The sequence below is a fragment of the Aerococcus sp. UMB7834 genome (assembly GCF_030215145.1).
GTDB lineage: Bacteria > Bacillota > Bacilli > Lactobacillales > Aerococcaceae > Aerococcus.
The window spans coordinates 188,450-215,328 of sequence record NZ_JASOLI010000003.1 but is presented as its reverse complement, the minus strand read 5'-3'; the positions used below and the strand labels follow the sequence as shown (position 1 = coordinate 215,328).

Genomic DNA, 26,879 nt, shown 5'->3' with positions numbered 1-26,879 from the left:
GCTTATTTTATAAGAACTGGGTGGTCAACTTGCTAACGGAGGCCTTGTTTGCAGGTTCCTCAACGGCTACTTGCTATTGAAGAGGTCATTCGCAAGTGGGTGAAGGCGAACTTGCTATCGAGAGCCCTGTTCGCAAGTAGCCAGCCACGAACTTGCTAATTGGACCTGTCTTCGCAAGTTCAACTGCCGCAACTTGCTAATCGGACCCTTATTCGCAACTTGCTCGTTTTAAAAAAATTTTCTAATAATAAAAACAAGCTAGCAAGAAAACCTATGCTTGCTAGCCTGTTCGTTGGAAGTTATTTTTTAGGTCTTGCTCTGCCCCTGGGTAGTCGGGCTCGACTTGGCAGGCTTGGAATGATTTCACAAGTTGGAAACGTGCAAGCAGGGCTTGCTCTTATTCCAGCTTACTCCAAGCATCCAAAGCTAAGCGCTCTTGCTCACACCCTACCTTAAAATATCAACGACGTTCTTCTGGGCGGCGGCCCGGGCTGGGAAGACGCTGAAGACGATACCGATGAGGACAGAGATTAGTACGGCTAATAAGGCGGTGCCAAAGTCGACGGAGGCGCCGAAGGGTAGGAAACTGGCGATGAGGTGGGCCAGGAGGATACCGAGGATGTAGCCAACCACGCCCCCTACTGTGGTGATGGCAATGCCTTCAAAGAGGAATTGTTTTTGGATATTGGACTGGGTGGCTCCGAGTGAGCGGCGGATACCGATTTCTTGGGTCCGTTCAGAGACTGAAATATACATCATATTCATGACCCCAACCCCTGCAATCAAGAGGGAAATTCCGGCAACAGCCGAGATGAAGTAGGTCACCATATTCAAAGTATCCCCGACTCCTTCCAGCATCTTAGACATATCGAAGAACATGTACTGGCCCTTCTGCATCTTGCTGCCTTCTGAATTTAGCTTATCGACAATGTCATCCATAATCTTCTTGGAGTCAACCCCCTCCTCAAAATAAACCTTGAGGGACAGGCTGCCACGATCAATCAGATTATAGATCTCCATGGTCTTCTCTGGCATCTTGATTTCAGGTCCAGTGCTGATCGAGAAGGCGCCAACGCTCTCATTCGTGGCTGGTCCCTGACTGTCAAAGACACCCACAATCGTAAAGTTCTTACCATTAATGTTGAGATTCTTATCCACAGCTTCCTTTGCCTGACCAAAATATTTTTCAGCCAAGTTCTGACTGATAAGGGCATTGCGAGCATAACTTTCTGAATCACTCGGATTCAAATTACGGCCAGCGACCAAGTTATCAGATGTTTCCTTAAAAGGCCGGACCGGTTGGGACTTGGTCTCTTTGCCTATTTTAACCGTCACATTGGTCGGCATACCATTGTCTTCATCGTCAACCTTGGCCTCGATGACCCCCTCGAAATCTTCGACCAATTGGATATCTTGTGGGGTGTAGACCTTGGTCTTCGAGGCATCGAAGTTCTGATCAGTCGGTTGGAAGAGTAAATTCTGGCTCACCCGGCCTTCCTTATCATCCGTCAGGGAATCCATCGTTTCTTTTTGAAAACCATTCCCTAGACTCATGATGGTAATAACCGCGGCAATCCCGATGACAATGCCAATCATGGTCAGGAAGGTCCGGCGTCCGTTCATCCGCATGGTCGCCAGGGATGACTTTAATATTTCGCTAAAACGCATCTAGTCCCCTCCTTCCGCTGGAACGCCGCCTGCCATTAATTGTTCGTAGGCTTGGGGCATGATGACATCTGTTCCATCTGAATGAATAGCCCCATCCACAATAGTAATGTGACGGTCCGCATATTCCTGGAGGGTCGGATCGTGGGTGACCATCAGGATGGTTACCCCTTCCTGGCGGTGGAGAGAAGAAATGATATCCATAATCATCCGCGAGGTCTTGGTATCCAAGGCCCCGGTCGGTTCATCCGCGATGATAAATTTGGGTCGGTTAACCAGGGCACGAGCAATGGCCACCCGCTGGCGCTGACCACCCGATAACTCATAGGGTTTGGACTTGCCCTTGTCTCCTAAACCTACCCGTTCCAAGGCTTCTTGGACCCGTTCATGGGTCTGTCCGGTTCTCAAGCCACTATAGAGCAGGGGCAGCCGAACGTTATCGGCGACCGTCATATTTTGGATTAAGTTAAAGCTCTGGAAGATAAAGCCCACATAGCTATTGCGCAAATGCGAGACTTCCTGGTCCGTCCGCTGCTTAAGCGGCTCATTATGAAAGAGATAGGAGCCTTCGAATTGGTTATCCAAAAAACCAATCACATTAATCAAAGTGGACTTCCCCGATCCAGAGGGCCCCATGACGGTAATAAATTCCCCGTCATAGACGGATAAGTTCACATCTTTCAGGACATGGACACGGTTCTCTCCTTCGCCGTAATACTTGTTGATATTTTTGAGTTCAAATAAAGGCTCGGCCTGGTCTAATGCCTGGCCAAGGTTGGATTGTTCAATTACCATGGCCCCTGCCTCCTAGTTTTTACTTTCTGCTTCAGCTTTGTCTGCTGATTCAGCCAATTCGATTTCTTGGCCATCTTGGAGGCCTTCAGGATTCTTAATGACCTCGTCACCTGCCTTGATATTCTTGGTTACCACTTCTTGGCGGCCTTGCTTGGCAGTCGTGACTTCGACTTTTTTAACCTTGCCATCGCGGTAGACAAAGACATAAGACTTACCCTTGTCCTCTATAATGGCTTCTTTAGGGAGGACAAAGCCAGGTAATTTGAAGTGAACTTTAGTGCTAAAGCCTGGTTGGATCTTGTCTTTAGCTTTAACAGTGAACGGATATTGACTCTCGCCTCCTTGCCCAGCAGCCTGTGCAGCCTGACCGGCCATAGCAGCACCTGCATCTCCACCAAGACTTGGGGCTTCGCCAGGAGCTGCTGGCAAGTTTTCATAGCTAATGATTTCACCCGTTGTCTTTTGGCCACTAGCTGGAACAGTCAGGTCTACCTTGCGTCCATCCTTGAGCAAGTAGAAGTCATACTCGCCAACGGTCCCAGTCACAGAAATGTCGTCACTGATAATCCGCACCAGAGGCACAGTCGAATCTGTAATCCCCTTGGCGTCATAGATGACCTTACCGCTCGTCCGCGCCTTGACCTGGTTATCAGTCTGGGCTTGGGCCCGGTTGAGCTGGATCTCCAAGTCTTCAATCTGTTGGTTGAGCTGGCGAACTTGTTCATCCACACCAGCTTGACCACCAGCCGCCGGAAGATCTCCCATGCCACCTGCTTGGCCTCCTGTTTCTAGACCAGATAGCACTGTTTCTCCCGCTTCAGGCCCTGCTTGACCCGCTAGTCCCGGACTCGCTACAGCCTGGTCACTACCTGCACCTGGGATAGCTGCTTGGCCAGCTTGACCACTAACAGCTGGTGGACAATTCGGGTCACTTGCAGCTGGCGCTTGTCCCTCACTGACGCCAGCACCTGATAAGTTCACGGGTGTCGCAACATAAGCTCCAAGGCCCGAAACTAAGGGACTAGCTACGAAGGCTTGGTTGACACTGGCCACGGGACTGGCTGCCTGGTTCTGCAGGCGGTTGCGCTGGTCATAGAGGCGGTTAAGTTGACGCTTGGTATCGTCAATCTTATACTGGGCCTCAGCTTGTTGGTAGGAGAAAAGAACATCGCCCTTGTTAACCCGCTGGCCATCAGCAACATTCACAATACCCAAGTCTCCTTTTTCACGGCTATAGTAATAGGCATCGTCGGTCTTCAACTTCGCCTTCCCATCAACTGTCACCGGTTCCTGTTCCGTTACCTTAACCGTTTCATAGCTCGTATCGCTTCCTTCCTCACCGAAGTTAGCCGCATAAAAGACATTATAAGCAAGCACACCGAGGACTAAGACCGCAGCTAAGCCGCCAGCTAGTCCCCACCAAAGTTTTTTTGAATGGATCATGTTTTCCCCTCATCTTCTTAATTATTTTTCTTTTTTTATTCTACCATATTAAGGGCTTAAGCGTTACCAAATTTTGCTAAAGGCACGAAAATCCCCTTGAAGCAAAAGAATTGCATTTTCAGACAGGAGCCAGTATATTGGAAGAAAGTCTACACAAGGAGGTTTAAGCATGGACGAATTACTACCACGTATCAACGAATTAGCCAAAAAGAAAAAAGAAGGCACGCTTACCAAAGAAGAAGCAGCCGAACAAGAAAAATTACGGAGCCAATACCTCAAGCAATTCCGGGAAAATTTCCGGTCTGTCCTCATGAACACCAAGGTGGTCGATCCTGAAGGGACCGATGTCACCCCACAAAAACTAAAAGACGCCCAAGCCAAACGCCGGGGTGAGCAAAACGATCAATCAGGATCCAAATAAAAGTTTGCTAGAAACTAGGACAAGTTAGCAGAAATAAGTCTTTTCACTAGAAGAGAGTGTGACAAAAGTCGATCAGGCCTGAACCAGCTAACGCATACTATATCTGTAACTCGCTGCGCGTCGAACAGCTATAGCAACTGTCCGCGAACTATGAGAAAACGTTTACCAACGATTTCTCATAGTTCGTGAAGTGGATGTCAGGCCTGACTTTTGGAGCAGTTTTTTGAAAAATGTTTGCTATTTAAAAGGAGGCCGGAACTTTTGTCCCAGCCTCCTTCATGACTTGTATATATTTTTATCTAAAGTCGGGATTTAATCTCGGCTTTTTTAATAATAAAAAACATCTTTGCCAAAGCTGGCAAAGATGAAAAAGGAAAAAACAAAAATGAAAGGATGATGCAATCTTTCGACTGCTCAATAAAAATTATAGCACAAGCCGATCCAAAATGAAAGGGCTTTTTTAAAAGCGCTTTCTATTTTATTTTCCCTGTCTCCTCCCCTCATAAAAGACAATAATGTTCTCATTTGATGATAATTTTATAAGCTAGCTGACCCGAAAAGATAGCGATATGCCCCTCTTTTCCTCTTTCCTTGCAAGAAAACTGAACGGGAAATGTTTTTTCCATATTTTTTTACCTAAAAGGGCTTTCATTTACTTAGTAAATTTTATATAATACTCTTACTGGCAATTAGCTAGTTCTATTTATTGATTTTTATCTATTAATGATAGCGCTTAAGCAACTGAGAAGGAGGCAGTTTTTACTTAGGAAAATATTATTATTCTTATGCACTTGCCATTATTTATTCTCTAAGTGTATAAACTTGTTATGAAGAAAGGAATTATAAAAATGAATACAAATGCTAAACCATTTGGCATGCGTGATAAGCTGGGGTACATGTTCGGGGACTTAGCCAACGACATGACCTTTATCTTACAAAGTATGTTCCTGATGGTCTTTTATACGGAAGTTTGGGGAATTAACCCAACAACAGTCGGGAACTTATTCCTAGCCGCTCGCTTCGTTGATGCCATCACAGATGTGACCATGGGACGGATTGTTGACGTCTCCAAGCCAACCAGCGAAGGGAAGTTCAAACCCTGGATTCGCCGGATTGCTATTCCTGTAACCCTAGCCAGCTTTATGATGTACCAAACAGGACTCCAAGACATGTCCATGACCTTCAAGATTGTTTATATGTACATCACTTACCTACTTTGGGGATCTTTCACTTATACGGCCATTAACATTCCTTATGGCTCTATGGCATCTGCCATTACATCTGATCCCGACCACCGGGCTAGCCTGTCTACCTTCCGGACCATTGGCGCAACCATTGCCCAATTAGCTATCGGTGCAATTGTGCCCCTCATGATTTACGAAAACAACATCGTTAAGACAGACGCTACTTTCACCATCCTAGCTGGGGTGTTCTCAGTATTGGGACTTATCTTCTACTTCTTCTGCTACCGCATGACAACTGAGCGGGTAGAGATTCCTTCCGATCCTGACAGCTCACTAATGGGAACCTTACGTACATTCGGTAAGGTACTGAAGAGCCGTTCACTCTGGGGCATTATCTTTGCCGCCCTCTTCCTCATCTTTGCCCAATTAGGCATCGGCCAAATGAACAACTACCTCTTTGCCAATTACTTTGAAAATGCTGACATGTTAGCTACAGTTAACGTGATCTATCCATTATCCATCTTGCTCTTAGGTGCACCGATTGCGCCAGCTCTTGCTAAAGCCTTAGGGAAACGAGAAGTTGGTATTCTCGGCGTTTCAATCGGTTCCGCCGCCTTCGCTGTTCTTTATTTCATGCACACTGAAAGTATGTGGACCTATATCGTGATTTCAACTATTGGTTACCTAGGCTTTGGTATCTTCAATGCCATTATCTGGGCCATTATCACTGACGTTATCGATGATATCGAAGTCCAAACCCGCACCCGGGACGACGGTACGGTTTACGCCTTCTATTCCTTCGCCCGTAAGATTGGTCAAGCTTTTGCCGGTGCCAGCGCAGGTTGGATTTTAGGCTTTATCGGTTACCAATCAGGAGCAGAAGTTCAAACAGCGGAAGTTATTGATAAACTATATAGCGCCGCAACCTCTATTCCTGCGATTGCCTTCTTGTTATCTGCTCTATCCTTATTAATCATTTACCCATTAAGCAAGAAACGCGTAGAAAACAACTCAGCAATCCTAGCTGAACGCCGCGGTTAAAACTCCTTAGTTAAATAAGCAGCTATTCAATAGATAAGAGCACCTTCATTATGGAGGTGCTTTTTTATTCCAGGGTGTGAGGGCGCGCGGGTAGAAGTGAACCTCTGGAGCAAAAGATGCAAGTTCTAGCCCTGGTCAATAGCTTATATTTTGTAAGCGCTAATCCTCCCCTCCTCGATCAATGGTGCCGTTTCCAAACAATTCGAACAATATTGTATATCGGTTGATTTTTCACAAATATATTTTGTAAGCCTTACCATAACTATCTTTTTAGCATTAAATAAATGTGAAACAACTCTTTAAATTGCATCTTATACCCTGACAATTCTCAGAATTTGTTGCCAATTTCACATGTTTGATCAAAATCCCTTTTCAAAGCTATTATTTTCTCTTATAATGACAAATGCTTTATTTTTTTATTTTATGTCTAAAGGAGGAATTATTGTGGCAGAAAGAACAGCCACCAAGCCGTTCGGAATGTCCGACAAACTGGGCTACATGTTTGGGGACTTCGGGAACGACTTTACATTTATTCTTTCATCAATGTTCTTGATGAAATTCTACACTGACGTTATGGGGGTCTCCAGTGGGATCGTCGGCGGGATTATGGCCGGTGCCCGGATTGTGGACGCCTTCACAGATATGACCATGGGACAAATTGTTGACCGGACCAAGCCAACGCCAGTTGGGAAGTTTTTGCCTTGGATCCGCCGCATGGCTGGTCCCGTTGCTCTAGCTTCCTTCCTTATGTATGCGAGCTGGTTCCAGGATATGCCTATGTGGTTTAAGATCGGATGGATGATCTTCACATACATCTTATGGGGATCTGTCTTCTATACTTCCATCAATATTCCTTTTGGTTCGATGGCTTCAGCCATTTCCGCAGATCCTAAGCACCGGGCTGAACTATCCACCTGGCGAACCATTGGCGCTACCCTAGCCCAAACTTTCATCGGGGTTGTCCTCCCACTCGTGGTTTACTACAACGATCCTAGTGGCGCCCAAGTACTTTCAGGGACCCGGATGGCAATTGCTGCAGCTGTGTGTTCAATTCTGGCAGTCATCTGCTATGCTCTCTGCTACAAGATGACAACTGAACGGGTGAAAATCGAACAGAAAACCGAGCGCTTCGACTTCATTGATATGGTCCATCAACTGGCCTCTAACAAGGCTTTGATTGGTATTGTCGTTTCTTCCATCTGCCTACTGCTCACCCAATTAACCTTAAGCGCCATGCTCCCTTACGTCTTCCCTAACTATTTCGGGAATACCCAAGCCCAAGCCGCCGCAACCTTCGTTGGTTCAGCAGCAACCCTGATCTTATCCACCTTTGTGGTCCAACTCTCCAGCAAATTAGGCCGTAAAGAATTGGGCATCTACGCTGCTCTCTTTACCGCTGCGGTATTGCTCCTGGCCTTTTTCTTACAAATTTCAAATGCCTGGGTCTTTGTTGTCTTCTATGGTTTAGCCTATTCTGGGATCGGCTGCTTCATGCTGATTACCTGGGCCATGATCACTGATGTTATCGACCAAACCGAAGTGGAAACCCATGAACGGTCAGACGGTATGATCTACTCCGTTTATTCCTTCGCCCGTAAGATGGGTCAAGCTGCCTCATCTGGTCTCGCCGGTTGGTTACTGACCCTCGTCGGCTATTCTGCAGCCACAGCCTTCGAGCCTGAGGTTACCCAGGGCATCTACAACATCACCTGCCTAGCCCCAGCTGTTGGCGCGATTTTACTCGCCCTTTCTCTCTACTTCCTCTATCCATTGAATAAGAAGCGTGTCGAAGAGAATGCTGCAATCTTAGCCAACCGCCGCTAAAATATCTGATAAGCAAAAACTGCGCCAGTCAGTGCGCAGTTTTTTTGCTTATTATAATACATATTTTGTACTTTTTAAGAAACAAAATTTGTTCTGTTTTTTTGATAAAGATTGATTTTATCCCCTTTTAGCTAGGTCGCTACTATCGATTGTTCCTTTTAAGCTTGAAGGGACCTGTGAAAGGGCTTAAACTAGAGACAATAAATCTACAGACAGAAAGGTCGATTGTGATGAAAAGAAGCAAGGCTTTGGTCTTAGGCCTAGCCGTTCTGGCCCTCTTTTTAGGAGCGTGTAGCCAACAAGGAAAAACTGCTGAAAGTGAGCATAAGAAGGTCAGTTTAGCTGTCTCCAACCAGCTCAGCCAAGAAGTCTGGCAGGATACAGCCCGACGACTCAAGGAGAAGGAGGGAATCGATTTAGAGGTCAAGCTCATTTCAGACTGGGTGCAACCTAATATGGCTGTTGCCGAAAATGATATCGACCTCAATGTCTTCCAATACATCCCCTTCCTCGCCGAATTCAACCAATCCCATAATACTGACCTAGTCCCCATTGGTTATTCTTATATCCCACCGATCGGCATCTACACTGCCAATCCCGAAATTCATTCCGTTGAGGACGTCCCTCAAAACGCTAAATTCACCATCCCAGATGATCCTGTCAACTTAGACCACAGCCTCCAGGAAATCGAGCGTGCCGGCTTAATTAAGCTTAAAGATAGTCAAGGGCAAAAGACCCTGGATGACATTGCCGAAAACCCTAAGAATATTCAATTTATCCTGATGAAGGGAGACGGGATCGCCCGCAGCCTGGAAGATGCTGATCTAATGATTACAGGGGCTTCCATCGCTCAAGATGCCGGTATCAGCCAGGACCAAGCTATCTATGTGGAAGATCCTAAAACCACGCCTAATATCTACAAGGTCTGTATCGTCACCCAACGCGACCGGGCCGATGACCCCATCCTAGAAAAGGTTGTTAATGAATTCCAAAGCCAAGACACGGCAGACTTCATCAAAACTGTTTCCAATGGCACCTATGTCCCCGCCTGGTCAGACCATGACCAAGCCAGCAAGGACTACGATGCCTTTGTCCAAAGCAAAAAATAAGCCATTCCTCAAGCCTGCGCAAACTTGCCTCGCGCAGCATCACCCATAAAGAAAAGACACGCCTAGCCAGCGTGTCTTTCTTTATTTTTAATGGTTAAACATTTTAGCAAGATTTAATCGTTTGTTGATCAAATAGATCAGAGGAGCGGTTAAAGCTAGGATAATCACTTCACTGACAAAGAGAGAAGCGTAGGTCGCCCAGAAAGGCAATTCAAAGGCCAAGTTCAGCTCAAAAGCGATAATAAAGATCATCATTGAAAAAATCAGAGTCGTTGCGGCGAGTTTCTGCTTATCTGTCTTCAGGTAACGATAGACCCAGTCGCACAATAAGAAACTAAGCAAGGTATGGGCAGTCCCAAAGACAATATCATACCAACCCAGGCCCGTCATAAAGCCATAGAAATTTGACAAGAAAACGCCCAGAACGACACCCCACTTGTAGTTCTTATGGTAAACATTCAAGTGGTTGAGCCCTTCCGACACACGAAATTGGATCGGCCCATAAGCGAATTGCGGGGCCACAAAATACAAGGCGACATAAAGCGCAGCGATTAAGGAATTAACCACCAGGGCTTGATTGTGTTTACTTTGCATAAAAATTCCTCCCATAGTTTTTTTATGTTGGCGGGTTTCGAACAACACAGAACTTATCATAGCGAAATTATGCCCCTTTGACAAGACCAAGGGGGTGAGACTTGCTTAGATTTGAATGAATGGAGCTCAAACGGATAAGAACGGCTTCAGCCGAACGTTCCGATTGGGGGAAGTCACTTCAAGTCTGCAACTGCGACCCCAACTACAAAGATCGTGGCTTGCTGACTGCTAACACCTAATAACAGTCTGCGTGTCTGGCTTACTAAACTTTATGCCACATTCAAGACTTCCGAATGAGCCTTGCAAGCTCGACTAACTAGTCTCACTTCACCACAAAAAACCAGAGCTGATCAGAAGCCTTCTCTGGTTTTTATCATATACTTATAGTTTATTTATCTCATCATTAACGAACTCGTCTTCACTCACCCGCTCTGTCCGAGGATCCAGGGGCTCTTGGTCTTCCAGAGCCTCATGGGCACGTTGGACGCGCAGCTTGGTCACCCGCTTGGTCCAGAAACCACCGTGGATATACTTGGCATCATAAGAGATATAGAAGGCCCGGTCGTCAATTTCTTCAATGGTCCGGCAGAGCTTCCGCTCAGTTGACCGGGGCGTCAAGATAGTGAGGATCAAGCGGTCCCCGTCCCGGCCGTAGCCCGACTGGACCGTCACACCATAACCGCGGTTCCGCAATTCCTCAGCCAGGGCATGGTTGTCACTGGCAATGAAAATCTGGATCACAGCATAACCGAGGGCAATCTTATCCTCTAAGAGCATCCCGCAGTAAATGCCTACCCCAAAACCTAGGGCATAGGCCAAGAGATAAGCCGGCTGGTCCAGGTATTGCATGACCATGGACAAACCAATGGCATAGATGGTAATCTCAACTACTGCCAGGCAGGAGGCAGGCAGGCGGTAACCTCTCATGGAAAGCAAAAGGCGCATAGTATTTAGCATGATATATATAAGGTTAATGCTAAATATCTTAAGTAATAAATGATAGTCCACGGCATCCTCCTATCTTTGACTAGGGTCTAAACTTTTTTCGATCCGACCTAAGCCCCAATCGGCAACAATCGACATGAGAGCAATGGGGATGACAGCAGCGAGGATAATACTCGTGCCGTCTGAGGCATTGACCCCGCGGAAGAGGATATCGCCCAGACCCCCTGCCCCAACAAAGGTCCCTATGGTGGCAATCCCAATCCCTGTAATAAAGGCGTTGCGGACGCCCCCCATGATCACCGACATAGCCAAGGGAAGCTCGACCTTGTAGACAATCTGGAGCTTGGTCATCCCCATGCCGATCCCAACATCAATAATATCGGCGTCCACATTGCGGACCCCCGTATAGGTATTGCGGAGAATGGGGAGGAGGGAATAAAGGAAAATGGTTAAGACCACCAAGTTGCTCCCTAATCCCATAGCCAGCATCAGAACGGACAGCATAGCTAGTGAGGGCACGGTTTGGATGAGATTGGCCAAACCAAGTACCCAATCTGCCAAGCGATGGTGGCGGGCAATGTAGAAGCCAAGTGGGATGGCGACCAAGCACGCAAAAAGAACACCATAGATGGCCATTAAGAAATGTTGGCCGAACTGTCCCACCACATAGCTTAAGTTTTCCTGGTAGTAGACGCTCAGCTGTTCTAATAGACTTAATTGTGTCATATCGGTCATCTTAGTCACCCCCCACAGTATCTTCAATCGGCTTTAATTCAGGTGCCTTGTCTTCAAAATAATTATGGGCCTTCAACCAGTCATCAGCAACCACTTTGGGTTCCAAGAGGTAGTTATCTGCCCGGTAGTTTAATTTCTGCATGGTTTCTTCATTGATGGTCCCTTCTAACTTATGTAAGACCTTGTCTAGTTCAGGATGGACCTCTAGGATATGGTAGGTTGCAACAGGACTGGCATCATAGGGTGGGAAGAGCTGTTTATCGTCTTCCAAAACTTTTAAGTCTTCGGAAATAATCCGCCCATCCGTTGAATAACCCAAGATGACATCCACTTCATCATTGGCTACCGCTGAATAGGTCAAGCCAATCGACATAGGTAGCGTCTGGCCAAAATCAAAGCCATAAATCCGCTTGAAGTCTTCATAACCGTCCCCTTCCCGGCTCAACCAGGAAGAGTCCACCCCTGCCTTTAGATCAGGCGCATATTGGGCCAGGTCAGAAACTTTTTCCAGTCCTAATTCTTCAGCCTTGTCCCGGCTCACCATGAAAGCATAGGTATTGGCAAAACCGTAAGTTGGGTACCATTTCTGGTCAAATTCGCTGTCAAAACCCTTGACTACTGTTTCTGCAGCTTTTTCAGGGTCAGTGATGGCTTCCATCCCCAATTCCCCAGTTACCGAGGTTCCGGTATAGCGGACCGCTGAAACGTTAGCATCATCCTTCATCAGGGCTTGGTGGTTGAGGGAAGAGGAGCCGAGGTTAGAGATCACCTTGGTTGGCACGTCGATATAGTGGTTGGACATGCCTTCCACAATATAGGCGAGGATCTGCATCTCGGTCGACATACCGCCCGTAATAACAATCTCATCCTCAGAAGTCGAAGCCCCGAGTCCAGGTAGGCTACAGGCTGCTAATAGGAATAGACTCAGCCCCAGGGTGAAGGCTGTCTTTAAGAATTTACGCATCTTCACCAGCTCCTTTCGAGGTCGTTTGGGGTTGGGTTAGTTTTTCCAGATAATTCATCAAAAGGTCTGCCAAAACCGCAATCAGGGTGACCGGAATCGTTCCCCCAATAATCAGGTCTGGCTTGTAGAGGTTGAGGCCGTTAAAGATCATTTCACCAAGGCCCCCACCGCCAATATAGGCCGCCAGGGTGGCCCAGGCAATCACATAGACCGTTGACAAACGAATCCCTGCCATAATCACCGGCATGGCGAGAGGGAGCTGGACGCCCTTAATAACCTGCCAGGCCGTCAAGCCCATCCCCTTGGCAGCATCCAAGAGATCTGGGTCAACCGAGGTCATCCCCAGATAGGTATTGCGGAGGATGGGCAGGAGGGAATAGATAAAGAGAGCCACAATGGAGGGCAAACGTCCCACCCCAAAAATAGGAATCATCAAGGCCAAGAGCGCCAGGGTAGGAATGGTTTGGAGGACGCCGACCACACTGATGACGCCCCCTGCGATCTTAGGGTGCTGGGAGAGAAGAATCCCCAAAGGCACCGCAATCAAGATCCCCAAGGCTAGAGAAACCACCGACAAGAGCAGGTGTTGAAGGGTCAAATTAATGAGTTCTTGGCCGTTTTCAGCTAGGAAGTTTGCCATTAGATCTCAACTCCTTCAATCGCTTTCGTCTCGCCCCAGATTACTTCATAGACAATATTAACCAGGTTAGACCGGGTCACAATCCCCGTCAATTGTCCTTCACGGTTAACAACCGCCACGTTTTGCACCTTGGCTTTCAGGATGCGCTGGATGGTATCTTGGACGAGGGCATCTTCTTGGACGCCCCGACGTCTGACCATTTCATCACTCACGCTAGCTTCCATATCTCTGGCATTCATAATATTTTCAATGCTGATCTGCCCCTTGAGCCGCTTGCGGTCATCCACCACGAAGAGGCTGTCCACATGGCTGTCCCGCATGAGAGTCAAGGCGTCACTGAGCGACTGGCCCATGCTGATGGACAGGGGTTTGTCATTCATGACATCCTTGACTTGGATATACTGGGTCTTGGCTTCAAAGAGCCGGTCTTCGCCCAGGAAGCTCTTCACATAATCATCTGCTGGATGGCGCAAGATTTCCTCTGGGGTGTCGTACTGGAGTAAGTTCCCCTTGTCCCAGATGGCGATACGGTCAGCCAGATTCAAGGCCTCGTCCATATCATGGGTCACGAAGATGAAGGTATTGTGATATTCCCGCTGTAATTCCTTAACTAATTCTTGCAGGGCATCCCGGGTAATCGGGTCTAAGGCCCCAAAAGGCTCATCCATCAAGACGATCTTCGGATTAGCCACCAAGGCACGGATAACGCCGATCCGCTGCTGCTGGCCACCGGATAATTCACTCGGATAGCGGTCCAGATAGTCGAGGGGAAGTTCTACCCGCTTCATCAACTTCTCCGCTTCCGTCCGACAGCGGTCTTCGTCCCATTTCAAGAGCCGGGGGACAGTCACAATATTTTCATAGACAGTCATGTGGGGCATGAGCCCAATACGCTGGATCACATAGCCGATCTTGCGCCGCATATCGACTGCATTCATGGAAGTGGTCGCCTGACCATCAATAAGGATCTCCCCCTCGGATGGATCGTGCATACGGTTGATCATCCGCAGAGCCGTCGTCTTCCCACTCCCTGAGGTGCCGATAAAGCAGACAAACTCTCCGTCTTGGATGGTCAAATTCGCATCTTTCAAGGCGTGGACATTGCCTGGGTATACCTTACTGACATTATTAAATTCAATCATAATTTCGGTCCCTTCCGTTTTTTCTTAAGTTTATTGTAACAAACTAAGCAGCAAAAGCGACTAATCAGGCCGAGTCCAGCTTAATTGTTGGTTTTAGTATTTATAATTAAAAATAAAATAACGCATCGAAGCCTTTTCAGCTAAGGCTTTCGATACGTTATTTTTCAATCTTTACGATAAACAATTATTGTTTTTAATTAAGTTCAGGTCTTCGGTCTTCAATGACCACATAAGCACTGGCATAATGGGCAGTATGGGTAATCGAGAGATGGATAGCGTAAGGAATCTTAAGACAAAAGAGCTGGGGCTGACCGCTTTTATTTGACAAAATAGCCATGTCCTGGAAAGAAAGTTCTTTACAGATACCCGTCCCCCAAGCCTTGGCACAGGCCTCCTTGGCTGCCCAGCGCCCCGCTAGAAATTCCGCCTGGCGCTGAGAAGAAGTGAAGGCTTGAAAGATCGCTAGCTCCTCTTCTGTTAGAACCCGCTGAATGAAGCGGTCGCCCTGTTTAGCACAAGCCTGGTCTATCCGCTTGATTTCAACTAAATCCGTGCCAATTCCAATAATCATACAGCTTGCCTCCTAGCGAATATCAAAGGAGGCTTTCTTCCGTGAGCCCCGCTTCTTGCCTTTTGGATGGCCCTTGGAGCCTTGGTAGGACTTCTTCTTACCCTTCTTATCATGTTGTTGGTAAGACCGCTTATGATTGCCTTGCTTCGCCCCCTTGCGCTTGCGTCCGCCCGACTTCTTGCGCGGAGTCCGTTCCGGTGTAATCCGAACCTCAACCTCATTAGGATCCTTGGTTAAACTGCTGAGGACTGCTAGGGCCAATTTGTCCGTACTGTAGTGGGCGGAGAGGTAGTCGATGGCTTCTTGGTAGTAAGAAGGATCGGCCTCTTCGGTCAGCTTTTTAACCTCTTCTAAGGCCTGGTTGATCCGCCCGCTGAAAGCTTCCTTAGCCGATGGTGGACGCAGGGGCATCATTTTCTTCTTGGTTAGGTCTTCGATGGTTCTTAAGTAACCTAATTCATTTGGACCAACAAAGGTAACTGAAACCCCCTGGCGGCCTGCCCGACCCGTCCGACCAATGCGGTGGACATAGCTATCGGGGTCCAATGGAATATCAAAGTTATAGACATGGGTCACATTAGAAATATCCAAGCCCCGGGCTGCCACGTCTGTTGCCACTAAGATATCCAGCTTCTCATCTTTAAATTGTCGGAGCAACATGGACCGCTTGTCTTGATTCAAGTCCCCGTGGAGGCCTTCTGCTGTATAGCCGCGCTCAATTAGGGCACGCGAAATTTCATCCACCCGACGCTTGGTCCGTGCGAAGACAATGGCTAGGACAGGATCTTGGACATCAATGAAGCGGGTCAAGACATCGAACTTCTCACTCTCCCGACAGCGAGTAAAGTATTGGTCGATTAGGTCGGCCGTCATCTCTTGGGCCTTGATCTTCACCTGGATCGGATCCTGCATAAATTGCTCCCCAATACGTTGGATGGCCTTGGGCATGGTCGCCGAGAAGAGCAGAGTTTGCCGGTCTACTGGCGTCTTAGCAATAATCGCTTCAATGTCATCAATAAAGCCCATATTAAGCATCTCATCCGCCTCATCGAGAACCAGGGTCTGAATGTGGGACAAGTCTAACTTCCCGCGACGAATCAAGTCAAGCAAACGACCAGGCGTCCCCACGATCACTTGCCGTTTCTTCTCCAACTGGCGTAATTGCCGTTGGATCGAGCTACCGCCGTAAACTGTCAGGCATTGGACCCGTTTCTCTTCACCTAATTGGTAGAGTTCTTGCCCGGTTTGGATAGCCAATTCCCGGGTTGGCGAGATAACCAAGGCTTGAACTTCCTTAGCATAGGGATCAATCTTCTCTAAGAGGGGAAGGCCAAAAGCGGCCGTCTTCCCCGTCCCCGTCTGTGCCTGGCCCAGGACATCCCGTCCTTTTAAGGCATAGGGAATCGTTTCTGATTGAATCGGTGTGGCTTCTTCAAAGCCCATCTTATCGACAGCTTTTAATAATTGCGGGCTCAAGCCCATTTCTGTAAATTTCATTCCATTCCTCCGTATTTCATTCTTAAGGATTATATTTGTAGGAGTCATTCTACTCCTTTAGTAAAAAAACAGCCGACCAGTCGACTGTTTTCTTTGGGCAGCTTGTCGAGGGCTGTGTGGCGAGACAGAGGCTGCTGAGCTAATCTTCCTTAGCTTGGCTTTCTATATCTAGGCGGCGGAGGGCTTCAACTACTTCCAGAAGGCCCATCCCATGGCTCCCCTTCACCAGGATCTGGTCATAGTGGCGGGTATGGTCTTCCAACCAAGCAATGAGGGCCGCTTTATCTTCTTTAAAATAATGCACCTGGTCTGGCCGGGCTTGACCGGCAGCTAGGAGGCGCTCATAGAGAGCTTCCATCTCCAAGCCATAGAGTAAGACCTGGTCCTGGTCTTCAAGGGTCAAGACATCCGCTACGCTGGCATGGAGCTGGCCTGCATCTGGTCCTAGTTCTAACATATCAGCTAGCACATAGAGCTTGCGCCCTTGTTGGGCATCACCTGCCCGCGGAACCTGGACGAAGTTACTAATCACAGCCTTCATCGCTGAAGGACTAGCATTGTAAGTATCATCCAGCACTTGACTCTCATTAATGCCTTCGATCCAGGCTGTCCGATTGGCCGTCATTTGGAAATTAGCCAGGGCCTCCTGGATTTGTTCAATCGACAGGCCCAGGCGGTAAGAGACCGCACAGGCATCTAAGGCATTCACAACATTATAACGGCCCGAAACCGGAATTGTCAACTGAACGGTTGGTGACAGGTTGCTGCTGAATTGGGTCTGGTACTGGTCCACAATAATATCCAGAGCATAAATATCCTGGTTTTCCGTTAAACCGACTGACAGGGTTTCGATGTCTTCTCGAATATCCCCTAATTGAGAAGTAATCAGCTCTTCCTCCCCAGGATAGATGAAGCTGCCCCCTTCTTTTAAGCCGTCCAAAATTTCAAGCTTGGCTTTGGCGATATTGGCCTTGGTCTTCAGAAATTCCAGGTGGTCCTCACCAATCATGGTAATCACAGCCAGGTCGGGCTGAGCTAGGAGACTCAATTCACGGATTTCACCAAAATTAGACATCCCCATTTCTAAAACAAGGACTTCCGTTTCTTCTGGCATCTCTAAGATAGTAATCGGAAGGCCAATTTCATTATTATAATTGCCTTGGGTCTTGTGGACCCGGTAGGCCACCGATAGGCAGGCCGCTGTCATGTCCTTGGTGGTCGTCTTACCGGATGAACCGGTAATCGCCACGACTTTAGCTTGGACCAAAGACAAGTAGTAAGCTGCCAAATCGTGGAGGGCAGCCAGGGTATCGGGCACTTGGATTAAGGCCAAGCCGGCAGGAGCCTGGGCTGGATCCTTGGACCAAAAGGCAGCCACCGCCCCATTGTCTAGGGCTTGTTGGGCAAAGTCATGGCCATCGCGTTGCCCAGTTAAGGGAACAAAGAGGCTCCCAGGCTGGGCTTGTCTAGCATCAAAAACAACATGGTCAAGCAAGACCGCGTCGGGGTCTTCTGCTTGGACCTGTCCTTGGACAGCTTTAGCAATTTCATTTAAGGCTAATTTTTTCATGGCACACATCCTATTGGTTGGCTAGTCCTTGTTTTTTATTAAAGCGCTCTAGGGCCAGGTTAAGTAATTTCTCGAGCAAGTCTTCATAAGACAAGCCTGAAGCTGCCCAGAGAGAAGGATACATACTAAATTGGGTGAAGCCAGGCATGGTATTGACCTCGTTGATATAGATATCCATGTTGTGGGTCACGAAGAAATCGCAGCGGGTGAGACCTGAGCCATCAATGGCTAAATAAGCCTTCTTGGCGTAGGTTTGGATAGCCTGGGCGCTTTCCTCTGGGAGGTCGGCTGGAATCGCCATCTCGATGCTGTTGTTAATATACTTCTCTTCATAGTCGTAGAAACCTTGGTCCTTGACAATCTCACCAGGTTGGCTGACCTGAACCTCTTCATTACCGAGGACAGCCACCTCAATTTCCCGAGCTTCAATCCCTTGTTCAACCACTACCCGGGTATCATAATGGAAGGCTGTTTCTAGGCCTTGGAGCAAGGCATCCCGGTCCTGGGCCTGGGTAATTCCTACGCTAGACCCCATATTGGCAGGTTTGATAAAGACAGGATAGACTAACTGCCCCTCAATGCGGGCAATTACTTCGCTGCGCTCGGTCTCATACTGGTAGCTAGTCAAAGCAACAAAAGGCACCTGAGGGATCTGAGCTTGTTGGAAGAGTTGCTTGGAGATAATCTTATCCATACCTGCCGCTGAAGCAAGGACACCTGCCCCGGTATAAGGGACATTCAGTGCTTCAAAGAGGCCTTGGATTGTACCATCTTCCCCATTCGGTCCATGCAGGGCAGGGAAGGCCAGGCTATCCTTGGTCAAAACATCGGTCGGAACAACAGCAAGCCCTTGAGAAATTTCAGCTTCACCTTGGCGGTAGAAGTGTTGTTGGTCGCTGGCTTCGAGATAGAGGATGCTATCCTCACTGAGGCTGTATTCTTCAAGCAGCTCACCAGCAATCCACTGCCCCTCCCGGTCAATAAAGACAGGCTGAACTTGGTGCTTCTTATAATCCAAATGTTTGAGGATGGAAGCAGCCGTTAAGACGGATATATCATGCTCCGCGCTGTCCCCACCATAAAGTAGTACAATTCTCATAATTTAACCTCCAAATAGGTTGGCATCCGCGATGCGCTCAAATGCCCATTTTTTATCTTTCATTGAATAGCTTAATTTAGCTAAAAGAACGGTTTGCTTGCGTTGAAGAATATCATCAACTTGGTCTTCCGCTAACAGGAGAGGGATCGCCATCGCTTGGTCCTCCCGCCAAGTGAGCTGACTAAAGTCAAAGATAACCCCTTCCGTTAAAAGCGGACGGATTTCCTGCATGACTGCCATGGGAGGCAAGGGAACCTTCGCCTCTTCGCCGGGATTATGTGACCGCCAGCCGAACAAGGAACGGCGCTCAGGACGTTGGGCCAAGAGCTTGTCGCGAATCACATTGGCCAGCTGGAAGTAAAACTCCTTGACATCCCGGTAGTAAGTCTTCAAGATCCCATTGGCCATGGGCAAGAAGACATAATTATTTTGCAACTTATAGAAGAATGGCGAGTGCAGGTGGCGGTTCACATGGCCTAAATACAATAGTTCTGCAATTTCACCTGGTGTTAGCTGGTGCAGGAGTTCTTGGGAATAATAATCCACCCACTTAGTATCTGGAAAAGCTAAGCGACTCTGCCCACTTAAGAAATCTTGGACACTCCGTTCGCCCCGGATGAGCTTAAAATGTGTATGGTCATCCGCTTGGCCATAATCTTTTTGGCAAGATAGAATCAGTAAGTTCTGCGGCTTCTTCTTCATACTGCGCTGCAAGTAGGCCAGGCCCAAACCGCGCGATAACACATGGTTGGATACCTCATCTACTAAGATATAAATATAATTCTCAATCACGTCCCCACCTCCTTATCATACCCCTTAATGATAGCATATTCCCCCCACAAAAAACTATAAGCTTTAACTAAAAAGCCTAAAAACACAAGCCAGGATAGATCTCAAGCTTTACTTTCTTTAGCTGCTTATATTAAGATGGGAGGGACTGTACGTATTTAAAGGAGCGAAGAACATGCATCTGATTGGCTTAGCCTTCCAAAAACAACAACTCACCTACCTGCCCACTAGCCCCCTCTACGGGGAGATTATGGTAGAGGACCTGCCGCTTAGCTACCACCAACTCCTCACCCAACAGAATGGCGGCTATACCTCAAAATCTTACTATCCCACCTCTGCCCCCACCTCAGATTCACTGAGCGCCGTTTATATCCCTTACCTGGCTGGCTTGCTTCCCCAAGCTGTTCGTAAGGACTATCTCATTCCTAGTCTGGCCTTCCAAGACCAGTTCAAGCACCGGGATAGTCTGCCTAAAAGCAGCCTAATTATCTATGAAGATGGCGACCGAATCGTCTTCCTGGACTATGACCCCCATGACAAGCGGGAACGTGACCAGCGCGGCCTAGCCAAAACCCCTAGCGTCCGCTACCGGGACCTGGAAACTGACCAGTGGATGGACCTCGCCCCTAATTTCGATTACTTTATCCAACACTTCGAATCCCGGGGTTTTGCCCTGCCCGCCCCACCTATGCGAACCTACCACCGGGCCAATGCCGCTTTTATCGCTGTCCAGCGTCCCGAGCAACTAGCCCGACTCTTCGAAGAATTCCAAGGCCAGGCCGACAAGACCTGGTACTTCCACTGGATCCGCCACTTCCTCCAGTCCCAGGATTCCCGCCTAGCCACCGTCGCCAAAGAAGCCCTCGACTTCCAAACCGACTACTTCCGTCCCTTCCTGCCCCAAGGCTTTGACGACCTATTAGGAAAAGAAAGCTAGAAAAAAACAAAAGCAGCTCCAAACGACTTGTAGACGTCGACTGGGGCTGCTTTTCTTTTTATTCCTCAGTGTATTCTAGATAAATATCTGAAGTCTTATAAGGCGACTCCACATAATAATTTGGGTTGGAGACGGCTAACTGACCGGTCTTTCGACGGTAGGCATAGAAGGTGTCACCGTTGTAACTCGTTTCCTTATCCGCATGTGCCTCATCCCCTCCTAGAAATTCTTCTAAATAGATAGCCGTATTGACCTTAATCTCAGCTAAGTCATCCCAAGATTGGCCTTCACGAAAAGTCTGGATGGTCTGGGTAGGCACCTGGTCAATACGGATGCGGAAGCGACTTTCTTGTTTTCGCCCATCGACCGCTGTCTGGTGGAAGACGAGCAGGTTTTGATCGGGGTAGATGGTCATCCGCCCCATGCCCCCATTAATTAGAAAACCATTTCCCCTAATGTAGGTCCCTGCCAGATCTTCCGCATCAACCGCATAAGGATAGTCAGCAGACCCGCTAGTTTCCTCTTGCGCCTCTTGTCCCTGCCCTGATGCTATCAGAGGCTTGAAGTCTAGCCTGGATAAATCAATTATTTGGCCCTTACTTTGCTCATAGACTTCTGGGCTGAGCCGACCTTCTTGGGCGACCACCTTGTCGCTGTCATCTTCCATCTTCTTGATTCGCATCTCTCCCAACTCGTCTAATTGGGAACTTTGGTCATCCAAGGTGAAAAGTTGAATGACATGATCCATCGCTCCGCCTGACCCTTCCTGGAGAATCTCACCATTCTGAAGCAGACTCAACTGACTGCGATAGCCAATCGATGGGTCATCGAAGAGAGCTTGGGCTTGATCGCCAGCTAGGCTGTAAATTTGAATCAAGTTTTCTTGGTCATGGTTATAGATCAAGAGCTCTGACCGACCGTCTTGGTTAATGTCGTATAAGGTATAGGACATGACCTGGGGATCGACTTGAATTTGGTGGGAATCGATACCAGGCTTAGCTTCCCCCGTCTCCAAAGCCTGGCGCCAGTCAGCCAAGACCGTTTCATAGGACTCTAGCTCAGCTGCTTTCTGGGACGCCTTAGGGGCTTCTTTACTTTCTGACAGCTGAGACGATGCCTCTTTAACAAGACTAGAACTTTCACTGTTCACCGTCTCTGCTTGACTAGCTTGGCCCGTTCCCTCTTCCGTGCTTGCAGGACGACAGGCTCCTAGGCAAACTAGCGCGAGTAAACTAAACACATATTTCTTCATTTATAAGCTCAACGCTCCTTCTTAACTTATAGAATTCTTAAAAATTTATTTCAATCAATTATACCATAACTCACTAATCCAAGTTTTTCGCTTTCCCATTTACTAGTATTAAAAAACGGCGAAAACTATTTTTGATCCTTCTTCATTCAATAGCTAAATTCAAAAGCGCAAGGCATGCTCACTGGCACACTTTAATTCCAAACAAAAAGCCCCAGCTAAGCTGAGGCTAAATTCTAATCTAATCCTTCTCAAAGAGTGCTAATAAGTCAGGACTAGCCTGGCTGAAATCCTGGGTCTCCACAAGACGACCTTGGACAATCCGACGTTCTGTTGCATCATCCGTACAGGTCATCAGGGTAATAATTGGTTTCTGGGTCTCGGGATCCAAGAGATTGGGGTCGACCAGGTCCACTCGAGTCGGTGGCACATCTTCGACAAAGTAAGTGTCATAGACGTAAATCTTCTCCAAGTCGGTCATATAAATCTTTTGACCCACTTGAGCATTATCAACAATTGGTGAGAGAAGGAGGCCTTTTTGGACCACATTCATATTGTGGCTAGCCAGTGGGTAATTCCCTTCCCCCATCTTCTGGTCGGGATAGAAGGTACCTGCCCCTGACAAGAGCACATCCTCACTCAGCCCTTTCATAATGGAAACCTTAACATCGGCATCCGGCATGGCCAAGGCACCAATGACATTGACATCAGCATAACCATTCTTAATCCGCTCCCGTGATTCACGAACTTCCTTCTCACTCACATTGCGGATTTCACTATGGTCAAAGACCGCGTCCTTGGCCTGGTTATCCTTCAACTGATCGGCCGTCATATTCTCAATGGCAACGTCGTTTTGATTCTGTTGGATCTGATAGCCACTAATATAGTGCTGGCCAAGGAAGAAAAGTCCAATCACAATCAGGACCACTCCCAGAAGACGTGTAAGATTTTGACGCATACTTGCCCCCCTAAATCGTTTACTATAGAGCTATTATCTTAGTTTTCCCTGGGGATGACAAGTCATATTACTTATAAAAAGTTTAAAAATTAATTAAACTGCAGGGCAGTAGAGAAAATTTTCTTGGCTAATTCGATGAAATCTTCCATATACTTAGGCAGGGGCATCCCCTTACGGTAAGCGATGATCACATCGGACTTAGAGCTTGGGCAGGAGAAAGAGAAGAGACGCGGCGCATTCTCTTGTTTCAGGTTGAGATTGCGGTAGTGGTTCTCATAAACCAAGGAAACCCCGTAACCCCGGATGGTTAAGTTAACGGCTGTTTGAATGTTATTGGTCTTGATAGTACGTGCGGGATGGAAATGTTCCTGGTTGAAGAGCTTATCCATCTCCCGACTAATCTTCGTATCATTTGTCGACACAATGAAACGGTCATCCTTAAGATCGGCTAGGTCAATCATCGGATACTTGGAATCCGGGTTGTCTACTGCAGTAGCGACCGCAGGGTGGTCATGGGGGAGAGCAACCAAGATTTCTTCGGTACCAATCTTGTCATAAGTCAGGTTGGCATTCTCATTGCTGGCGTTGATGATAATAATATCGCAGTCCCCGTTCATAATCCGATCTTCCAAGATGGTTGCCGTTTCTTCCACTAACTGCACTTCAACCCGTGGGTAGAGCTTCTCATACTCGGGCAGTACGGGTGGCATGAGATAAGAACCGCGAATAAGAGGGATCCCAATACGAATCCGGCCATAATTCTTATCCTTGATGGTCTGCATGGTCATCTCCAGCTCATCACGCATGGTTAAGATGTCATTGCCATACTTCACGAACTCTTCCCCGGCATAGTTGAGAACGAGACGTTTACCAACCCGTTGGAAAAGATGGTAGCCCAAACGTTCTTCCATATTCTTGATGTACATACTAAGGGAGGGTTGGGTAATAAATAAACTCTCCGCAGCCTTAGTCAGGGTACTATGCTCATGGATGGCTTTTACGTATTCAATATCCTTCATTTCAATCATTACTCAATACCTCTTCTATATTTATTCCACTTATAACTTTCTTGACTTATATCTAATCGATAATATAACATATTCCACTGCTGTTCATTCGTCAAGAATTTCTTTAAGAACGAAAACTCCTACTGAAAAGTCTTTAGCGTAGTGCTTTTTTATCTCTTATAAAGCTGCCTCCCAGCTCCATTGACTTGCTAGCAAGCTGATTTTCTCTTCATCTCTCCCCTTCCCTTAAAGCCTGACATGATAGGCTTTTGAAAGCTACAAACGATCCCAATCAAAAGAATAAGAAGCTTTTATTCCGCAAGAATCAGCTGAAAAAATAAGAGCAAATTTGTTCCGATCAAAAAATACATTACTGAACGCTTTAGAAATACTTAAGCCAAATTTATCATAAGAGAAACCAATTTTTGTTATTTATTTAATCTCTAATTCTAGAATCTAACTTTCGTTATAATGGATCAAAACAGAAAGTGAGGGGATTTCCTATGCGCATCGAACAATTACAATACCTCAGCAAGGTGGCTGAGACGGGTTCCATTACCCAGGCAGCCAAGGCCCTCTATCTCTCCCAACCCTCTCTCTCCAATGCCATTAAGGAGTTGGAACAGGAAATGGAAGTCCAACTTTTTAAGCGAAGCAAGAAAGGAGCTGTGTTGACTGAAGCGGGAGAAGACTTCCTAACTTATGCCCAACAAATTCTTGCCCAGGTCGACCTGCTTAAGACCCGCTACCAGGAAAGCGAACGGCCCCGGCGAATCTTTAGCGTATCGGCCCAGCACTATGCCTTCGTCGTAGATGCCTTCGTCCGTCTGCTCAAGGAGAACTCCTACCCCAAGTACCAGGCGACTCTCAAGGAATCCCGGACCTATGAGGTAATTGAAGATGTCGCCAACCAGCGGTCTGAAATCGGTGTCCTCTACCGCAGCCGCTTCAACCAGCAAGTCATCGCTAATGCCTTAGCCGAACGCGACCTTAGCTTCACGCCCCTTATGCAAGCAGAGCCCCACATCTTTATCTACGCCAACCATCCCCTAGCCGACCGTGCCCAGCTGACCTTGGACGACCTGGCTCCCTATCCTAAGCTCAGCTACGAACAAGGCGTCCACAATTCTTTCTATTATTGGGAGGAGGTCCTGGCCGACCATGTAGCAGACAAATCAATTATTGTATCTGACCGGGCCACCCTCTTCAACCTACTGATCGGTCTGGATGGTTACACCATCTGCTCAGGGATTATTAATTCCGACCTCAATGGTGGCGACATCCTGGCCAAGCCCTTAGCTTGCGAGGAAGCGATTGAGATTGGTTACATTACCCACAACTTCCACCCCCTCAACCCAATCGGCCAAGCCTATATCCAGCAACTCCAAGAGGCGGTCAAACGCTCAGCCCCTTCCGAAGCAAAAGATGATTAAAACAAAAGGTCAACCCAGCCAAGTGCTCACCTAGAAGCTTGGGACTAGTTGACCTTTTTTGCGAGATGACGACTGCTTCTAGCTGTCTTCTTGGCCTGACTAATTCCGGCCAAAAGAAGCCTGTTCACTTTCCACATGCCCCCGATGGCCATGGATTTTGAAGCGATCAATGGCTTCGTTTAAGGTCTCAAATTCCTCGGGCGTAAAGTGAATTTTCGCAGGGGCTAAGTTCACTAAGATACGACCCTGGTTTTTGGATCCTGGTATAGGAATCATTCTGAACAGCTGCTAAGGGGGTGACGCGGCGGGCCGATAGCTGGTAGAGAAGCCTGAGAGAGCCCCCATTCGCGGATCAAGCCTTCCTGGATAAAGTCGCCATAGCTCCTGCTACATCCGCTAAGGGAATAGCTTCATTGATCCGGTGGAGATAGTAGATATCCAAGTAATCCGTTCCCAAGCGCTGCAAAGATCCCTCCAATTGTTGACACACATAAGCTTTAACTTGACTAAGAGTGGCTACTTTACCTTCCTCTAAGTGAACCTTGCTAGCCAAATAGACCTCTTGGCAGAAGGGCGCTAGGGCCTGGCCCAAAAGTTCTTCATTGTGCCCAGGATAGAACATTTCCTTACCATAAGAATCTGCCGTATCAAAGAGGGCACAGCCCGCCTCATAGCCTGCTCGAATCGCTTGGATACTCTCTTCCTTAGCAGGAACAGGACCATAACCATGGGAAAAACCCATACAGCCCATCCCCACTTCAGAAACCTCTAAGTGCCCCATCGCTCGTGTTTTTTCATATCCTTTCCTCCTTCTCCCCCTATCCTATCAGAAACTTGCCTATAAGGCGAAAAAAAGAGCAGCTCGATTGAGCTGCTCGGCTTGGTCAAAAGACCATTTCTTAAGCATTTTTGTCTGCAAAACCGTACTTCTTGTTGAAGCGGTCCACACGACCATCGGCTTGCGTGAATTTTTGGCGGCCGGTGTAGAATGGGTGTGAATCTGATGAGATTTCAACACGGATCAATGGGTAAGTGTTCCCATCTTCCCATTCAACAGTTTCGCTTGACCCACGAGTTGAGCCAGATAAGAATTTAAAACCTGTTGTTGTATCCATAAATACAACGGGTTGGTAGTCTGGATGGATGCCTTGTTTCATTATTCTTTCTCTCCTTTGCGCCCTGGCTATCTGCTAGCCAGAGATTATTTTGACATAACATTGATATGTTACCACATCCCATCGCGCGATGCAATGTGATTTTTTATTTT

At 47.5% G+C, this 26,879-nt stretch carries 25 protein-coding genes; 6 read left to right on the top strand and 19 right to left on the bottom strand.

Annotated elements, in window-relative coordinates; translation table 11 throughout:
• Positions 1–447: 447 nt before the first annotated feature.
• From QP339_RS03695 to QP339_RS03685, 3 genes are read right to left on the bottom strand one after another with little or no spacing between them, the layout of a single operon-like run.
• Positions 448–1,668, bottom strand: coding sequence for an ABC transporter permease (locus QP339_RS03695; protein WP_284910473.1), 1,221 nt, complete (start codon positions 1,666–1,668; stop codon positions 448–450).
• Positions 1,669–2,460: an ABC transporter ATP-binding protein gene (locus tag QP339_RS03690; protein ID WP_284910472.1), complete on the bottom strand. Its 792-nt coding sequence runs from the start codon at positions 2,458–2,460 to the stop codon at positions 1,669–1,671.
• Between the two features lie 12 nt (positions 2,461–2,472).
• Positions 2,473–3,903: a biotin/lipoyl-binding protein gene (locus tag QP339_RS03685; protein ID WP_284910471.1), complete on the bottom strand. Its 1,431-nt coding sequence runs from the start codon at positions 3,901–3,903 to the stop codon at positions 2,473–2,475.
• A gap of 169 nt (positions 3,904–4,072) precedes the next feature.
• On the opposite strand from QP339_RS03685, the gene QP339_RS03680 reads away from it, so the two are divergent.
• The 4 genes from QP339_RS03680 (at position 4,073) to QP339_RS03665 (ending at position 9,482) form a co-directional block, all read left to right on the top strand.
• The gene (locus QP339_RS03680) at positions 4,073–4,324 is read left to right on the top strand and encodes a DUF896 domain-containing protein (protein ID WP_067974425.1); all 252 of its coding nucleotides are present in this window, start codon (positions 4,073–4,075) and stop codon (positions 4,322–4,324) included.
• Positions 4,325–5,172: 848 nt separating this feature from the next.
• The gene (locus QP339_RS03675) at positions 5,173–6,549 is read left to right on the top strand and encodes an MFS transporter (RefSeq protein ID WP_083294313.1); all 1,377 of its coding nucleotides are present in this window, start codon (positions 5,173–5,175) and stop codon (positions 6,547–6,549) included.
• A gap of 444 nt (positions 6,550–6,993) precedes the next feature.
• Positions 6,994–8,373, top strand: coding sequence for an MFS transporter (locus tag QP339_RS03670; RefSeq protein WP_284910470.1), 1,380 nt, complete (start codon positions 6,994–6,996; stop codon positions 8,371–8,373).
• 230 nt (positions 8,374–8,603) lie between these two features.
• Positions 8,604–9,482, top strand: coding sequence for a MetQ/NlpA family ABC transporter substrate-binding protein (locus tag QP339_RS03665; protein WP_284910488.1), 879 nt, complete (start codon positions 8,604–8,606; stop codon positions 9,480–9,482).
• Between the two features lie 87 nt (positions 9,483–9,569).
• Here QP339_RS03665 and QP339_RS03660 read toward each other — a convergent pair whose 3' ends face one another.
• The 11 genes from QP339_RS03660 to QP339_RS03610 form a co-directional block, all read right to left on the bottom strand.
• A complete protein-coding gene (locus QP339_RS03660; RefSeq protein WP_284910469.1) occupies positions 9,570–10,076 on the bottom strand; it encodes a QueT transporter family protein in 507 nt (168 codons plus the stop codon).
• A gap of 381 nt (positions 10,077–10,457) precedes the next feature.
• Positions 10,458–11,084: a DUF2179 domain-containing protein gene (locus tag QP339_RS03655; protein WP_284910468.1), complete on the bottom strand. Its 627-nt coding sequence runs from the start codon at positions 11,082–11,084 to the stop codon at positions 10,458–10,460.
• A gap of 9 nt (positions 11,085–11,093) precedes the next feature.
• On the bottom strand, positions 11,094–11,756 hold the full coding sequence (locus QP339_RS03650) for an ABC transporter permease (protein WP_070617230.1): 663 nt from the start codon (positions 11,754–11,756) through the stop codon (positions 11,094–11,096).
• A gap of 1 nt (position 11,757) precedes the next feature.
• Positions 11,758–12,720: an osmoprotectant ABC transporter substrate-binding protein gene (locus QP339_RS03645; protein ID WP_284910467.1), complete on the bottom strand. Its 963-nt coding sequence runs from the start codon at positions 12,718–12,720 to the stop codon at positions 11,758–11,760.
• Entirely contained in the window at positions 12,713–13,360 is a 648-nt protein-coding gene (locus tag QP339_RS03640; RefSeq protein ID WP_070617233.1) for an ABC transporter permease, read from the bottom strand. The genes QP339_RS03645 and QP339_RS03640 overlap by 8 nt, the downstream gene beginning before the upstream one ends.
• The gene (locus tag QP339_RS03635) at positions 13,360–14,502 is read right to left on the bottom strand and encodes an ABC transporter ATP-binding protein (RefSeq protein ID WP_284910466.1); all 1,143 of its coding nucleotides are present in this window, start codon (positions 14,500–14,502) and stop codon (positions 13,360–13,362) included. The genes QP339_RS03640 and QP339_RS03635 overlap by 1 nt, the downstream gene beginning before the upstream one ends.
• Before the next feature lie 193 nt (positions 14,503–14,695).
• Positions 14,696–15,073: a holo-ACP synthase gene (gene acpS / locus QP339_RS03630; RefSeq protein WP_284910465.1), complete on the bottom strand. Its 378-nt coding sequence runs from the start codon at positions 15,071–15,073 to the stop codon at positions 14,696–14,698.
• Between the two features lie 12 nt (positions 15,074–15,085).
• Entirely contained in the window at positions 15,086–16,570 is a 1,485-nt protein-coding gene (cshA, locus tag QP339_RS03625; protein WP_284910464.1) for a degradosome RNA helicase CshA, read from the bottom strand.
• 139 nt (positions 16,571–16,709) lie between these two features.
• Positions 16,710–18,140 carry a UDP-N-acetylmuramoyl-tripeptide--D-alanyl-D-alanine ligase gene (locus tag QP339_RS03620; protein WP_284910463.1) on the bottom strand — a complete coding sequence of 477 codons (1,431 nt, stop codon included), beginning with the start codon at positions 18,138–18,140 and terminating at the stop codon, positions 16,710–16,712.
• Positions 18,141–18,150: 10 nt separating this feature from the next.
• Positions 18,151–19,239: a D-alanine--D-alanine ligase gene (locus QP339_RS03615; protein WP_070617241.1), complete on the bottom strand. Its 1,089-nt coding sequence runs from the start codon at positions 19,237–19,239 to the stop codon at positions 18,151–18,153.
• A 3-nt stretch (positions 19,240–19,242) separates the two neighbouring features.
• Positions 19,243–20,031 (bottom strand): hypothetical protein, encoded by a 789-nt coding sequence (locus QP339_RS03610; protein WP_284910462.1) that lies wholly within the window; start codon positions 20,029–20,031, stop codon positions 19,243–19,245.
• 172 nt (positions 20,032–20,203) lie between these two features.
• On the opposite strand from QP339_RS03610, the gene QP339_RS03605 reads away from it, so the two are divergent.
• Positions 20,204–20,965 carry an SMI1/KNR4 family protein gene (locus QP339_RS03605; RefSeq protein ID WP_284910461.1) on the top strand — a complete coding sequence of 254 codons (762 nt, stop codon included), beginning with the start codon at positions 20,204–20,206 and terminating at the stop codon, positions 20,963–20,965.
• Between the two features lie 58 nt (positions 20,966–21,023).
• Here the strand turns inward: QP339_RS03605 and QP339_RS03600 are convergent, their stop codons facing one another.
• From QP339_RS03600 to QP339_RS03590, 3 genes are all read right to left on the bottom strand, one after another.
• Complete coding sequence (locus QP339_RS03600) at positions 21,024–22,217, bottom strand: hypothetical protein (RefSeq protein WP_284910460.1); 1,194 nt, start codon at positions 22,215–22,217, stop codon at positions 21,024–21,026.
• Positions 22,218–22,455: 238 nt separating this feature from the next.
• On the bottom strand, positions 22,456–23,172 hold the full coding sequence (locus QP339_RS03595; RefSeq protein WP_284910459.1) for a class A sortase: 717 nt from the start codon (positions 23,170–23,172) through the stop codon (positions 22,456–22,458).
• Between the two features lie 89 nt (positions 23,173–23,261).
• Positions 23,262–24,200, bottom strand: a complete 939-nt coding sequence (locus QP339_RS03590; RefSeq protein ID WP_083294314.1) for a LysR family transcriptional regulator — start codon at positions 24,198–24,200, stop codon at positions 23,262–23,264.
• 482 nt (positions 24,201–24,682) lie between these two features.
• Between QP339_RS03590 and QP339_RS03585 the strand changes: the two genes are divergently transcribed.
• Entirely contained in the window at positions 24,683–25,612 is a 930-nt protein-coding gene (locus tag QP339_RS03585) for a LysR family transcriptional regulator (protein ID WP_284910458.1), read from the top strand.
• Positions 25,613–25,964: 352 nt separating this feature from the next.
• Here the strand turns inward: QP339_RS03585 and QP339_RS03580 are convergent, their stop codons facing one another.
• Both QP339_RS03580 and QP339_RS03575 read right to left on the bottom strand, forming a co-directional pair.
• Positions 25,965–26,354 carry an aldo/keto reductase gene (locus QP339_RS03580; RefSeq protein WP_284910457.1) on the bottom strand — a complete coding sequence of 130 codons (390 nt, stop codon included), beginning with the start codon at positions 26,352–26,354 and terminating at the stop codon, positions 25,965–25,967.
• A gap of 157 nt (positions 26,355–26,511) precedes the next feature.
• Positions 26,512–26,769, bottom strand: a complete 258-nt coding sequence (locus QP339_RS03575; protein ID WP_067974368.1) for a type B 50S ribosomal protein L31 — start codon at positions 26,767–26,769, stop codon at positions 26,512–26,514.
• Positions 26,770–26,879: the final 110 nt, after the last annotated feature.